We start from the raw sequence: 13,057 nt of genomic DNA, 5'->3' as shown, positions 1-13,057 counted from the left end.
GAAAGTGGATCAAATATTACGACTACCGGGCTTAACAGGCGGAATTGCGGCAAGCTCGGGAGGCAATTGATCGGCAGGATATGCCGGTACTTCATATTCCGCCAGTGCAATCAGTGGCACGCCGACATTTGTTTTGCCAGCTGACCGGTCGATGATGCATGCAGCGGCCACAACCTCGGCACCGAGTTCCTGCAGGGTCGTCACCGTCTCGCGGATCGACAGGCCTGTGGATACAATATCCTCAACGATGACGACACGTGCGCCCTTGGCAATTTCAAAGCGGCGAAGCCGGAATACACCATTTTCACGCTCGACCCAGATGGCTGGGACGCCAAGATGCCGCGACGTTTCATAGGCCGGGATGATGCCACCGATGGCAGGTCCGACAACATAGTCGATATGGCCGAGACCGGCAGACCGGATCTTGTCAGCAAGCGCGCGGCACACGCGCTCGGTCTTGTCTGCATGCATGAAAACACGGGCTTTTTGCAGGAATGTCGGGCTCCGCAAGCCCGAAGTCAGGATAAAGTGCCCTTCCAGAACGGCACCGGCTTCGCGAAATACATCCAGCACTTCATCAGTGTTCATCTTCAGTCCTTCATTATCCGTTGACGCGCTGCGCATCGCTCACGCATTTGCTTTCCTTGAGTTTCGACAATATCCGGTTGAGATGCTTCAGATCCCAAACCTCCAGATCAACGATCATCTGGGTAAAATCAGGTTCCGTGCGAACCATCGAGAGATTGTGAATATTCGTTTCATTTGCCGCAATGATCTGGGCGATTTCCGCCAATGAGCCCGGCGCATTGATGGCCGAGATGTTGATGCGGGCCGGGAAACGATCACGCCTGCTCTCGTCTATATCCCAGCGCACGTCGATCCAGCGTTCCGGCTGATCGTCATAGGCCATCAGCGCCGATGACTGGATCGGATAGATGGTCATGCCGGAGCCCGGCTGCAGAATACCGACAATGCGGTCGCCCGGCACGGCGCCTTCCGGCGAGAAATGCACCGGCATGTCAGGGCTTGTGCCACGGATCGGAAGAGCCTGCGGCCCACCGGGCTCCCAGCCCTTGCCCTCACTTCCATCGGGCATTTTGAAGATCATGCCTGATGTATTACGGAAATTGACCCACCCCTCCTCACGCTCGCTTGGAGTCGGCTTGGGTTTTGAATCCTGATATTCCGGATAGACCGCCTTCATCACATCAGACGATGGCAATTCACCCCGGCCGACAGCGGCCAGCACATCGTCGATTTCCTTGCGGGCAAGACGTGGCAGGCCCTTCTTCAATTCCTCACGCGAATAGACTTTTCCGGCGCGCTCAAAGGCCCGCTCGAGAATCTGCATGCCGAGGCCGGAATATTGCTTGCGCACGGCAAGCCGTGTGGCACGGCGGATGGCCGCGCGGGCCTTTCCCGTTACAACCACGGATTCCCAGGCGGCAGGCGGCGTCTGCGCCTTGGAGCGGATGATTTCCACCTCATCGCCATTATGCAACTCGGTCATCAGCGGCATGATACGGCCATTGACCTTGGCGCCAACGCAGCTGTCGCCGATGTTCGTATGCACCGCATAGGCAAAATCAATCGGCGTCGCACCGCGCGGCAAGGCGATGAGACGGCCTTTCGGGGTAAAGCAGAAAACCTGATCCTGAAACAGTTCAAGCTTGGTGTGCTCGAGGAACTCTTCCGGATTATCGCCTTCTGCCAGCGCTTCAATGGTCTGCCTCAGCCATGCATAGGCATTGGTTTCAGTCGAAATGACATGCGGATTCTGGGCGCTGCCGCGATCCTTGTAGATTGAATGGGCGGCAACGCCGTATTCGGCAATGTCGTTCATTTCGCGGGTGCGAATCTGCAGTTCAACGCGCTGGCGCGACGGACCGACAATCGTCGTATGGATGGAGCGATAATCGTTCTGCTTCGGCGTCGAGATATAGTCCTTGAACCGGCCGGGAACCATCGACCACGTCGTATGGATGATGCCGAGTGCGTTATAACAGTCTGCAACCGTGTCCACGACGACGCGGAACCCGAAAATATCGGAAAGCTGTTCGAACGAGAGGCCTTTGCTTTCCATCTTGCGGAAAACTGACCAGGCCTTCTTCTGCCGGCTTTTGACACCCGCCTTGATACCGTGTTTCTCAAAGAGGCTCGAAAGGTCCGTCTCGATCTGCGCCAGTGTCGTCCGGTTCTTTTCCAGAAGCTCGGCCAGACGATTCGTCACCGCATTGAAAGCTTCAGGGTTGATATAGCGGAATGCCAGCCCTTCCAGCTCTTCGCGCATGTCCTGCATACCCATGCGGCCAGCGAGCGGCGCATAAATATCCATGGTCTCTTCGGAGATACGCAGGCGTTTATCCGGCGGCACATGGTGCAGCGTGCGCATATTGTGCAGACGGTCAGCCAGTTTGACCAGCAGAACCCGAACGTCATCGGAAATCGCCAGAAGCAGCTTGCGCAGATTTTCGGCCTGCACAGCCTTTTTGGAGACGAGATCGAGCTTCTTCAGCTTGGTCAGACCCTCGACAAGCTTGCCGATATCAGGGCCGAACAGTGTATCGATCTCCTGCCGCGTGGCGGATGTGTCCTCAATCGTGTCATGCAGCAGCGCGATGGCAATCGTTGCCTCGTCGAGGTGCATATCGGTGAGAATCGCGGCGACTTCCAACGGATGCGAGAAATAAGGATCGCCCGAAGCGCGCTTCTGATGGCCATGCTTCTGCATGGCATAGACGTAGGCCTTGTTAAGCAGCGCCTCATTGACGTCAGGCTTGTAACGCTGAACACGCTCAACAAGCTCATACTGACGCATCATGGACGAAAGCCTCCAACCTTAAACATCTAATTATCGGGCGATATATGGTACGCGATATATGGTGATTGCGTTACCAAGACGCAAAAATAATGCGCCGCAGAAAGGCTGCGACGCATCAAATAGCCTGAATGGCAATCAATCGCGCTGAAAGCGCGACATTTGACTTAGTAGTCGTCGCTTTTTTCCGGAGCTACCAAGCCCTCGATACCAGCCAGCAATTCTTCTTCCGACATGCTGTCGAAGGAAACATTGTCGTCCGCATCGGCTTCAGCAACTTCGCCACCTTCGCTGTCACCGGACGTGACCTGCGCCAGCGGTACAGCAACGGCTTCCGGCTCATCCACTTCAACATGCTTCTGCAGCGAGTGGATCAGATCTTCCTTCAGATCACCCGGGGACAATGTTTCGTCTGCGATTTCACGCAGCGCAACAACCGGGTTCTTATCATTGTCGCGATCGATCGTGATCGCCGCACCTTGCGAAATCAGACGCGCACGGTGACTGGCGAGCAAAACCAGTTCAAACCGGTTTTCGACCTTGTCAACGCAATCTTCAACAGTGACGCGGGCCATAGACTGCCCCTTTCATTTTTAACTGAATTAACGGATTAAGCCGGACATAACGCGGTTGCGCAGAAAAAACAAGCAAAAGCCGTCGATCTCCTCGAGATGTCCCAACGTGTCTTTCAAAACCGATCACCATACTTTGAACACTCCTGTCCAAATTTTAGACTAATTTTCCTTCGAGCTATTGGCTTTTGGCCGAACCCGACGTAGTAAATATGCTACTTTCGTATAAGATCAGATCCGGCTTTATTACCTTCAAGCTGATTTGAAATTGAAGCTCACCTTTTTGAAATGGAACCTTATTATGTTTGATCCACGTGAAAAGATCGTCTTGTTTATCGATGGTGCAAATCTCTACGCAGCCTCAAAGGTTTTGGGATTTGATATTGATTACCGCAAGCTTCTCTCAGCTTTTCAAAAGCGGGGTTATTTGCTTCGCGCGTATTACTACACCGCGCTTGTTGAAGACCAGGAATACTCTTCCATTCGTCCGCTGATCGATTGGCTAGACTATAACGGATACAAGGTCGTTACCAAGCCAGCAAAAGAATTCACTGATTCTGCCGGACGCCGTAAGATTAAAGGCAATATGGACATTGAACTTGCTGTCGACGCCATGCAGTTGACCGACACAGTTGACCATTTTGTTATTTTCTCCGGCGACGGAGATTTCCGCTCTCTGGTTGAAGCTTTGCAGCGCAAGGGCCGTAAGGTCAGCGTTGTTTCGACGCTCTCGACCCAGCCACCAATGATTTCTGATGAATTGCGCCGTCAGGCCGACCATTTCATCGATCTGACGTCGTTGCGTTCGGAAATCGGCCGCGAGCCTTCCGAGCGTGCACCGCGCCGGGTTGAAGTCGAAGAAGAACAAGTCGACTATTGATAATCATGGCTGAGCATTGATATGCCGCATGGAAATCCGTGCGGCATTATGCTTTTAAAGCCCTATGAGTGTCGAACCCTCCCGCGATTGCCCCATCTGTCCCCGCCTGCATGATTTCATCGCCGAATGGCGTGTGAAGGAGCCTTCCTGGCATAATGCGCCGGTGCCGACATTTCTGCCTGCGGGCGGGAATCAACTCAGTTCAACTATTGATTGTGGGACTGGCGCCTGGCTTGCGCGGTGCCAACCGGACGGGACGCCCGTTCACCGGCGATTACGCCGGTGACCTGCTCTACGGCACGCTGTCAGAGTTCGGTTTTTCGCGCGGAAGCTTCAAGGCGCGTCCGGATGACGGGCTGGAATTGCTCAATACCGCTATCACCAATGCGGTGCGCTGTGTGCCACCGGAAAACAAACCGGTTGGTGCCGAGATCAACAATTGCAGGCAGTTTCTGACGCCCACAATGCAGCAGTTCAAAAACCTGCACGCCATCGTGACGCTGGGAACGATCGCGCATCAATCGGCGGTGCGCGCCCTGAAACAACCCGTGGCCAAGCACCCGTTCAGCCATGGTGGCCAGTCGGATGTCGGCAATATCCGGATTTTTTCCAGCTATCATTGCTCACGCTACAACACGAATACCGGGCGTTTGACCGAGGCGATGTTCAAGAGCGTGTTTGCCGAGGTGCGCAAGTATCTGGATTCGTTAGCTTAAAAGAGACGCTCTCCCACCGCGCTAATCTCCCTTATGGTGAGCTTGGCACTGATGATCTCTCCCCTTGCGGGAGAGAAAGGATTTTCTTGGATTTAGCCTTTTTGCTAAATCCTTAGAAAATCCAAGAGAGGGGATTTACATGTTATCAAAAATTATCCCCTCTCTGGCGATTTCTAGCACTTAGCTAAGAGGCTAAGATGCTGAAATCGCTTTCTCCCCCGCAAGGGGGAGATAGAGCGGCAACATTTGAACTTAACCGCGGTCGCGCAGCAGGCGAGATTTTTCACGGTTCCAGTCGCGCTGCTTTTCCGTCTCGCGCTTGTCATGCAGCTTCTTGCCGCGTGCAACGGCGAGTTCGAGCTTCGCCTTGCCCTTGTCATTGAAATAGAGCTTGAGCGGGACGACGGTCATGCCTTCACGGTCAACCGACTGGCCCAACCGTGCCATTTCACGTTTGCTGACCAGAAGTTTGCGATGGCGCCGTGGTGCATGGTTGAAACGGTTGGCCTGCAGATATTCCGGAATATAGGAATTGATCAGCCAGAACTCGCCATTCTCGAGGCTGGCATAGCTTTCGGCTATGTTTGACTGGTTGATGCGCAAGGACTTCACTTCCGTCCCTTCCAGCACAATGCCAGCCTCCAGCGTGTCGAGAATCTCGAAATTGAAGCGCGCTCGACGGTTCTCAGCAATAATCTTGCTAACCGTTATGGGTCTTTTGGCAGCTTTGGGCTTGTTCATCAGGATTATATAGTGCTTTCCAACTGATTTTTCAGTTGATCAGCCCCGCATGTTTCATCGCCTGATCGATACGGTCCGCCGTTGCGGCTTCAATCGGGACGAGCGGGGAACGAAGCGAATTGTTCATCTTACCGAGCTTGGCGAGGGCGTATTTCGGGCCTGTCGGATTTGGCTCGATAAACAGTGCCTTGTGGAGCGGCATCAAGCGATCCTGAATCTTCAGCGCAGCGGGATAATCACCACGAAGCGTTGCAGCCTGGAATTCCGCACAAAGACGCGGTGCGATGTTGGAGGTTACGGAAATGCAACCGACGCCGCCATGAGCATTGAAACCAAGCGCAGTTGCGTCTTCGCCCGAGAGCTGGATGAAATCATGTCCACAGGTGATGCGCTGTTCCGAAACACGCTCGATCTTGCCGGTCGCATCCTTGACGCCAGCAATATTCTTGAAATCGTTAGCGAGCTGTCCCATCGTCTCCGGCGTCATGTCGATGACAGAACGGCCCGGAATGTTATAGATGATGATCGGCAGCGAAACAGCTTCGGCGACAGCCTTGTAATGGGCGTAAAGGCCACGCTGGTTCGGCTTGTTGTAATAGGGCGTCACAACGAGGATAGCGTCAGCGCCTGCCTTTTCAGCATGCTCTGCCAGCTCGATAGCCTCGCGGGTGTTGTTAGAACCGGCACCGGCGATAACCGGAACCTTGCCCTTGGCCTCCTCGATGCAAACTTCGACGACACGCTTGTGTTCGGCATGCGAGAGGGTCGGCGATTCGCCGGTAGTGCCAACAGGAACGAAACCGTTTGTGCCTTCGGCAGTCTGCCAGTTCAGGAACGCACGAAAGGCTTTCTCGTCAAACGACCCGTTTTGGTCGAATGGCGTGACGAGAGCGGTGATTGAGCCTTTCAGCATAGTGAACTCCAAGGAAACAAGATTAAATCATGAGCGAACCAGTATGGTGCCGATCATAAGGTGGCGCACCATAGTCGGCCATGCTTCGCCGGGCAAGATGATTTCCTTGATGAAAATCAGCAAAGCAATTGATGTTTCGCTCAAAAGCAACAGGTCATGATAACCTTTCGTTAAGAGTGCCTTCACACGTCCGCCATTATTATCTGATCCAACAGTTCTGGATCGCCGGGGCTGTGGTGTGATCCCTTTCGAATAAATTGGTTACTGTATGCTGAGAACTTCTGTTTTGCGTCATGTTCTTCTCGCGTCATCTTTGCTTATGACGACGGTTGCGCTTGCCCAAAATTCAACGCCGCCAGTACCAACACTGAAACCATTCGCACCCACGCAGACACGCAGCAGCCCCGCAGCGAAGATTCTGGCACGCCCGGATCCGGTAACGACTTCCGGTATTGCTCAGCCGTCAAAACCATCAGCAATTGCCGGCAGCCTGAAAACCGGGCTCGATGCCCTATCCAGCGGTGATGTGCAGCGTGCGCTTGGCATCCGCAATGGGCTGCCTGCCGATGCTCTGGACCGCCATATTCTGACATGGGCCATTGGACTATCCAATGCACCTGGTGTTCCCAGCTCGGAAATTGCCCATGCTGCTGCAGAACTGCCGGGCTGGCCGGGTATGGCAACATTCCGCAGCAATTCGGAGCGGGCACTTTTCAAAGAAAACCCAGCTCCCGCCACCGTAATCAATGCGTTTGGTGGGACACCGCCACAAACCGCCGAAGGCACAATCATTCTTGCCAGAGCCTTTGTTGCGACCGGCAATATGGCCCGTGCGCGTCAGGTCCTCGGGCCTTTCTGGCGAACGAAGAAGCTGGATGATGCGCAGGAAGCTGCGATCCTGAAGGAATTTGCTCAGGTTATTCCGCGCGAAGACCACCTCGTTCGTATGCTGACCATGCTTTACGAAGGCAAGGCAAAGTCTGCCGGCCGCGTTGCCAAGCTCGCCAATGCCGAATCGCTGTATGATGCCTTTGCTGCCGTGCTGCAAAAGTCGCCGGATGCCGCCAAGAAACTGGCTGCCATCAATGGCACATGGCAGTCAAACCCCGCCTATATCTTCGCCAAGGCGCAGTATTTGCGCCGTGCCGAGCGCTTCAAGGAAGCTGCAGACGTGATGGCGACAGCACCGCGCGATGCCGCATCTCTAATCGACCCAGATGCATGGTGGGTGGAGCGGCGCGTGCTGTCGCGCGAACTGCTCGATATTGGCGATGCCAAACGTGCCTACAAGATCGCGGCCACGCATAGCGCGGAAACGCCCGCTGTGGCTGCCGAAGCAGAATTTCATGCCGGCTGGTACGCACTGCGTGCGTTGAAAGACCCGCAGACCGCCCAAAAGCATTTTGCCCGTATTGCAGAAATTTCATCGCGTCCGATGTCGGCTTCACGCGCCTGTTACTGGCTTGGCCGTTCGGCAGAAGCGGGCGCCGGGGGCAATGCGCGCGACTATTATAACCGCGCAGCACGCTATGGCACGACATTCTATGGCCAGTTGGCCGCAGCAAAGCTTGGACAAGCTGCGCTGCAACTGCCCTACCCGCGCCCGAGCGATGCGGATCGCGCCAGATTTTCGCAGCGTGAAGCTGTGCGCGCTATTCAGCGACTGGAAGATACCGGTTACGCGCCGCGCGCCGCTGTTCTCTATGCCAGCCTCAGCCAGGAACTCGACAGTCCGGGCGAACTTGCACTTCTGGCTGTGATGGCAGAGCGCAAGAGCAACCACTTTATGGCCTTGCGCGTCGGCAAGACTGCCGCCCAGCGCGGCATTGATGTCGGGGCGCTCTCACATCCGATCGGTGCCATTCCGGACAATGCGAATATTTCCGGCTCCGGTGCGGCCCTCGCCTATGCCATTGCGCGGCAGGAAAGCGAGTTCAACGTTGGTGCCGTTTCCAGCGCCGGCGCGCGCGGCTTGCTGCAGTTGCTGCCGGGCACTGCGAAGGATGTTGCCAAGCGTGCTGGCATTTCCTATTCGCAGGACAGGCTGACGGGCGACGCGGCTTACAACGCGACACTCGGAGCCCGCTTCCTTGGCGAGCAGATTGCCAAGTTTGACGGTTCCTACGTCCTTACCTTCGCCGGTTATAATGCCGGGCCCAGCCGCGCTAATGAATGGGTCTCCCGTTATGGCGACCCGCGTGGCAAATCTGTCGACGAAGTTGTCGACTGGATCGAACGCATTCCCTACACGGAAACGCGCAACTATGTGCAGCGGGTGATGGAAAACTACGAAGTCTACAAATCCCGGCTTTACGGCAAGGCGCAGATTGAAAGCGATCTGACCGCCGGAAGGCGCTAACTCCCAGCAACAGGACTTTAGATTGGCCGATTCATTTCGCGAGATTCGTTTTGACGCTTCCGATGGCTTGCATCTTTACGGGCGGCTGTACGAACCTGATGTAAAAACAGATAATTTGCCGGTTATCTGCCTGCCTGGGCTTACCCGCAACAGCCGGGATTTTCATGAACTGGCGGTGTTTTTATCCCAGCACCCGCAAACACCACGCCGGGTCATTACCTTCGATTATCGCGGCCGTGGCCAATCCGATTATGATCCTGACTGGTCACATTATAATATCGGCATCGAAGCAGGCGATGTGCTTGCGGGGCTCGCCCACCTCCAGATTGCACGGGCTATCTTTCTCGGAACATCACGCGGTGGACTGATCACGCATATTCTAGCAGCCATAGCGCCGCATGTACTGGCCGGTGTCATATTCAACGATATTGGACCAGAGATCGCCGTCGAAGGATTGCAGCAGATTGGCAGTTACCTGAAGGGCGCGAAGCAACCTCGGAACTGGGCAGATGCAGCTGAACTGCAGCGCTCGGTTCACGGCCCGGCCTTCCCTGCTTTGACCAATGAAGATTGGGACCGGTTTGCCCGCGCCATCTATCGCGAAGACAATGGCACCATCCTGTCGGATTACGATCCAAATCTTTTGAAAACCATGGAAAATGTCGATTTCAGCCAGAAGCTGCCGGATCTTTGGGTGCAATTTGATTTGTTGAAGGATTTGCCGCTTCTGGTTATCCGCGGGGAAAACACCAAACTGCTGGCACAGGAAACCGTCGATGGAATGGCCCGGCGGCACAGCGCCTTGCAAGTGTTCAATGTTGCCGGACAAGGCCACGCCCCGCTTGTGGAAACGGGGCGCTTGCCAGATCTGATCGCAGCCTTTGCCGAAGGCGCGGATATCCGGACCGCTTAACTTTTCCGGGGCCTTTTCACGACAGGTTTGGTCGCCGGCTTTGTTTTCTCGGCCGCATCGGGTGCAGGTTTTGCCAAGGCCGTAGCCTGCTTCATCCAGTTTTCGCGATAAGCCCGTCCTGGAAAACCGATTTCCCGGCTGATCCATGCCGCCTGATCAGCGTCCCAAGCGGCTATCTGATCGAAATGAAAGACGCCAAGGCCAAAAAGCTTTGATTCAATAACATTTCCGATACCCTCGATATCCGATAAATGGTCCGGTTTTCCCCGCCGGGCATTTTTCAATGTGGTGGGGCGATTCTGGGTATCTTCATCTGCCTTGGATACGGTGCCCGTAGACGATTTCGCCGCCGTTTTTCTTGCCGGAGATTTGGTCTTTTCAGCCGGTTCTGCACGTTTTCCATCAACACCATTCACTTTTGCCGCCGCTATTGCGGGCACAGGCTCGGCTGGCGGTATCGGCGTAACGGCTTGTGCCGGCTTGCTCACATCATCATTGGCCGGCGTTGCAACAGCAGCGGCAAGGCGTGCATCCGCCGCGCGCGTCGATTCTTCTGAAGCAGAATCAGTTTTAGGCGACAAACCTTTGAAAACACGCCCTAAAACTGCGCCGATGACAAAGGCGGCCGCAATAAGCAAAAAGGATTGAACGAGAAAGATAATCATGACTTTACCCTCTTACCAGAGATCAGTTCCGCTTCTCGCTGTAGGTTGACCAGCCGACATAAAACCCGACAAGTGCAGCGACCAGCAGGAAAAGCCATAGTTTGCTGACGAGGTATAACATCGGTCACGCTCCCATTATCCAAGCCCGTCACAAACGGGCAAGAGGTTCAGCCTCCACTGCTGACGGGCGAAGGCGTCAGATTTATCTCACCAACTTTACCATTGCCGGGAAGCTGTGTCTTTAGTGCGGAGGTGAGCGATTCATAATCCGCCGCATTCGCGGCCGTTCCGTTCAAGCTGTAGGTTTCGCCTGCAAGACTGGTTTCACCACCAATCAGTTGCGACGCCTGCTGCAAGGCAAAATTGGCAAGATCGAAAAAACCTTGCGGAGCACCACGAGCGACAGCCATTTCATCAATAATATCAATTCCGGGCATGGCATTTTCAGCGGCAGCGAGAAGCCTGGCGCGTGTATCGCCATAGGGAACATTGCCCGACAGAAGAATGCCCTGATCCGACTTTGTAACGACAAAGCTGAAAGGCTGCACCAATGGCAGCAGCGTTGCGGCGTTTTCAACCACGCGAATGCCGAACGTATCGTCAGCAATTTTGAGTGCCGAGGCCAAAGCCTCTTCAGAAGGCGCCACGCCTTTGAGCGTCAGATCGCGGCCTTCAACTTCTATACTGGCCCAGCCATTGTCCACTTCCAGCGCCGTGCTGACCGCTTCGGTCAGTTGTTTGTCCACAGGATCAGCAAGGAACCAGCCTGCAAGCGTCGTGAGGCATGCGATGGTTATCACACCCGGCCAGAACCAGCTTTTGACAATGTGCATGCTTGGCAATTTCCCTCGGCGACAATTGGACAAATGTTGTCTTGCCCCATGTCAGCTGCAAGATCAACACGCGCATGTATCATCCGCCATGAAATGACATCGCATAAAGAAAAACCCGGCAGCTTGCGCTGCCGGGTCTTAAACACCCTAATCCTAAGAAGGATTAGAAGTTACGCTGGAAGCGGATCATCGCACCAAATGCGTCGTCGCTGCCGCCAACTTTGGCTTCGGAGAATGTCTTACGAGCGCCGTCAAACTTGGTGTATGTGATTTCTGGCGTGATGGTGAAGCCAGGAACCAGTTCGTAAGCAACGTTCAAAGTACCAGAATATGTACCTTCTTCTTCGTAAGCGAGCTGTGCGTTAACAGTTGCCTTGTCGGAAACTTTAGCGGACAGACCACCCCAAACAGCCCAGTCACCTTCCCAAGTACCAAACCAGTTGCGCTGGGTACCACGGGCGTCATAGTTGGACTGATATCCACCCATAACGAAGGCTTTAACAGTGTCTGTGAACTTCACGTCCAAACGAACCTTACCAGCCCATTCTTCAACCACTGAGTCGTAACCGACAACACCGGAGATACCGCCCCAAGCCTGCTCGAACTTTGCACCAGCAAGAACGTGTGGCATGTAGTCATCAATGCGGTAGTCGTAGTTGTAGTAGTTGTTGTCCATCTGCTGGCCCTGTTCAGCAGCGATAATCGCTGAGAAACCGTTGCCGCCAGTGAACGTGTAGCTGACCTGATTGCTCTGGCCCGACTGATAGTTGATCACGTCGTCGTTGAAAACGTCGCCAGCATAACCAGTCCACGAACCGAAGAGTTCGTCAGCAGTACCGATACGGAAACCACCGAGTTCGATGTATGCCTGAGGAATCAGGCCACCGCTGTTGGAACCGTTCGTGTAGTTGAAACGTGTTTCGATGTACGAACGCAATGTGCCGAGTTCGGTTTCCGAACGGGCGTCAAAACGAACTGTCGCACGTGTCTGGAAGTTGTATGTGCCATCACCGAGTGGATCGGAACCCTGGTTAACGTGACCGCCGCCATAAACGTCATCGCCACCCTTGATGTCAACGCGCAGATAGCCGCCGATCTTCAAGCAGGTTTCGGTACCAGGGATGTAGAAGAAGCCTGCGCCGTATGCATCGCAAACGCGAACATATTCGACAGCTTCTGGTTCAGCGACGACAACTGCATCGGCAGCGCGTGCGCCAGTTACTGCAACGAGGGCTGCAGCGGAGCCGAGTAGAAGGCTCTTGATGTTCATTTCTGACCTCCAGTCAAAGTTAAAAATGGGTCTGGGCATTCCAATTTGGCTGAAGGACAACCTGTCCCCATCCCCTAAGTCCAAGAAGAAATGCGAACGAACGCCCTTCCTCGAGACCGAACATACTCGCCATCTCATGGGTTTCAACCACGAATGTCGGCATCCACACCTTGCCAGGGCTCTATGCCAACGGCCTGTTGCACAAATGACACGAAATCGCCGCGAGCCCGGCAAAATCTTTACCACTCATTAATATAGGTAACCCGATTTTAATAAAATCAGTCACGCCGATGGCGGAATTGGAATGGCATTTTGGTCTGCAAACTGGCCATGATTGCCGCAATACGGCCTGCGCATGCATCGAATCAACGGGGTTT

The 13,057-nt window shown here is 54.5% G+C and carries 11 protein-coding genes and 1 pseudogene; 4 read left to right on the top strand and 8 right to left on the bottom strand.

Features of this window, described 5'->3' with window-relative positions; all coding sequences use genetic code 11:
- Positions 1-9 precede the first annotated feature (9 nt).
- The 3 genes from pyrE to rpoZ form a co-directional block, all read right to left on the bottom strand.
- Positions 10-588 carry an orotate phosphoribosyltransferase gene (gene pyrE, locus HB779_RS11530; RefSeq protein WP_188342548.1) on the bottom strand — a complete coding sequence of 193 codons (579 nt, stop codon included), beginning with the start codon at positions 586-588 and terminating at the stop codon, positions 10-12.
- 13 nt (positions 589-601) lie between these two features.
- The gene (locus HB779_RS11525; protein WP_188342547.1) at positions 602-2,821 is read right to left on the bottom strand and encodes a bifunctional (p)ppGpp synthetase/guanosine-3',5'-bis(diphosphate) 3'-pyrophosphohydrolase; all 2,220 of its coding nucleotides are present in this window, start codon (positions 2,819-2,821) and stop codon (positions 602-604) included.
- A gap of 164 nt (positions 2,822-2,985) precedes the next feature.
- Positions 2,986-3,393, bottom strand: a complete 408-nt coding sequence (gene rpoZ / locus HB779_RS11520) for a DNA-directed RNA polymerase subunit omega (RefSeq protein ID WP_188342546.1) — start codon at positions 3,391-3,393, stop codon at positions 2,986-2,988.
- Positions 3,394-3,691: 298 nt separating this feature from the next.
- Here rpoZ and HB779_RS11515 point away from each other — a divergent pair, with 298 nt between their 5' ends.
- The gene (locus tag HB779_RS11515) at positions 3,692-4,270 is read left to right on the top strand and encodes an NYN domain-containing protein (RefSeq protein ID WP_188342545.1); all 579 of its coding nucleotides are present in this window, start codon (positions 3,692-3,694) and stop codon (positions 4,268-4,270) included.
- A gap of 64 nt (positions 4,271-4,334) precedes the next feature.
- Positions 4,335-4,986 (top strand): annotated as a pseudogene (locus HB779_RS11510) (uracil-DNA glycosylase).
- A gap of 252 nt (positions 4,987-5,238) precedes the next feature.
- Here the strand turns inward: HB779_RS11510 and smpB are convergent.
- Positions 5,239-5,727, bottom strand: coding sequence for an SsrA-binding protein SmpB (smpB, locus tag HB779_RS11505; RefSeq protein WP_188342544.1), 489 nt, complete (start codon positions 5,725-5,727; stop codon positions 5,239-5,241).
- Between the two features lie 31 nt (positions 5,728-5,758).
- Positions 5,759-6,640, bottom strand: a complete 882-nt coding sequence (dapA, locus tag HB779_RS11500) for a 4-hydroxy-tetrahydrodipicolinate synthase (RefSeq protein ID WP_188342543.1) — start codon at positions 6,638-6,640, stop codon at positions 5,759-5,761.
- Positions 6,641-6,959: 319 nt separating this feature from the next.
- On the opposite strand from dapA, the gene HB779_RS11495 reads away from it, so the two are divergent.
- Positions 6,960-8,999 (top strand): lytic transglycosylase domain-containing protein, encoded by a 2,040-nt coding sequence (locus HB779_RS11495; protein ID WP_244642348.1) that lies wholly within the window; start codon positions 6,960-6,962, stop codon positions 8,997-8,999.
- A gap of 22 nt (positions 9,000-9,021) precedes the next feature.
- Positions 9,022-9,912, top strand: a complete 891-nt coding sequence (locus HB779_RS11490; RefSeq protein ID WP_188342541.1) for an alpha/beta fold hydrolase — start codon at positions 9,022-9,024, stop codon at positions 9,910-9,912.
- Here HB779_RS11490 and HB779_RS11485 read toward each other — a convergent pair.
- The 3 genes from HB779_RS11485 to HB779_RS11475 form a co-directional block, all read right to left on the bottom strand.
- On the bottom strand, positions 9,909-10,577 hold the full coding sequence (locus HB779_RS11485) for an endonuclease (RefSeq protein ID WP_188342540.1): 669 nt from the start codon (positions 10,575-10,577) through the stop codon (positions 9,909-9,911). The two genes, HB779_RS11490 and HB779_RS11485, sit on opposite strands and share 4 nt — an antisense overlap.
- A 167-nt stretch (positions 10,578-10,744) precedes the next feature.
- On the bottom strand, positions 10,745-11,410 hold the full coding sequence (locus HB779_RS11480; RefSeq protein WP_188342539.1) for a BON domain-containing protein: 666 nt from the start codon (positions 11,408-11,410) through the stop codon (positions 10,745-10,747).
- A 163-nt stretch (positions 11,411-11,573) separates the two neighbouring features.
- The gene (locus tag HB779_RS11475; RefSeq protein ID WP_188342538.1) at positions 11,574-12,680 is read right to left on the bottom strand and encodes a porin; all 1,107 of its coding nucleotides are present in this window, start codon (positions 12,678-12,680) and stop codon (positions 11,574-11,576) included.
- Between the last annotated feature and the right edge of the window lie 377 nt (positions 12,681-13,057).

The sequence above is a fragment of the Phyllobacterium sp. 628 genome, from assembly GCF_014189505.1.
Lineage (GTDB): Bacteria > Pseudomonadota > Alphaproteobacteria > Rhizobiales > Rhizobiaceae > Phyllobacterium.
This window is presented reverse-complemented; position numbering and strand designations above follow the sequence as displayed.

What these genes read in the sequence shown, in the direction of transcription:
- HB779_RS11495 (WP_244642348.1), top strand. Translation starts at nt 6,960, where the DNA reads ATGACGACGGTTGCGCTTGCCCAAAATTCAACGCCGCCAGTACCAACA.
- smpB (WP_188342544.1), bottom strand. Translation starts at nt 5,727, where the DNA reads ATGAACAAGCCCAAAGCTGCCAAAAGACCCATAACGGTTAGCAAGATT.
- HB779_RS11515 (WP_188342545.1), top strand. Translation starts at nt 3,692, where the DNA reads ATGTTTGATCCACGTGAAAAGATCGTCTTGTTTATCGATGGTGCAAAT.
- HB779_RS11525 (WP_188342547.1), bottom strand. Translation starts at nt 2,821, where the DNA reads ATGATGCGTCAGTATGAGCTTGTTGAGCGTGTTCAGCGTTACAAGCCT.
- pyrE (WP_188342548.1), bottom strand. Translation starts at nt 588, where the DNA reads ATGAACACTGATGAAGTGCTGGATGTATTTCGCGAAGCCGGTGCCGTT.
- rpoZ (WP_188342546.1), bottom strand. Translation starts at nt 3,393, where the DNA reads ATGGCCCGCGTCACTGTTGAAGATTGCGTTGACAAGGTCGAAAACCGG.
- dapA (WP_188342543.1), bottom strand. Translation starts at nt 6,640, where the DNA reads ATGCTGAAAGGCTCAATCACCGCTCTCGTCACGCCATTCGACCAAAAC.
- HB779_RS11475 (WP_188342538.1), bottom strand. Translation starts at nt 12,680, where the DNA reads ATGAACATCAAGAGCCTTCTACTCGGCTCCGCTGCAGCCCTCGTTGCA.
- HB779_RS11485 (WP_188342540.1), bottom strand. Translation starts at nt 10,577, where the DNA reads ATGATTATCTTTCTCGTTCAATCCTTTTTGCTTATTGCGGCCGCCTTT.
- HB779_RS11480 (WP_188342539.1), bottom strand. Translation starts at nt 11,410, where the DNA reads ATGCACATTGTCAAAAGCTGGTTCTGGCCGGGTGTGATAACCATCGCA.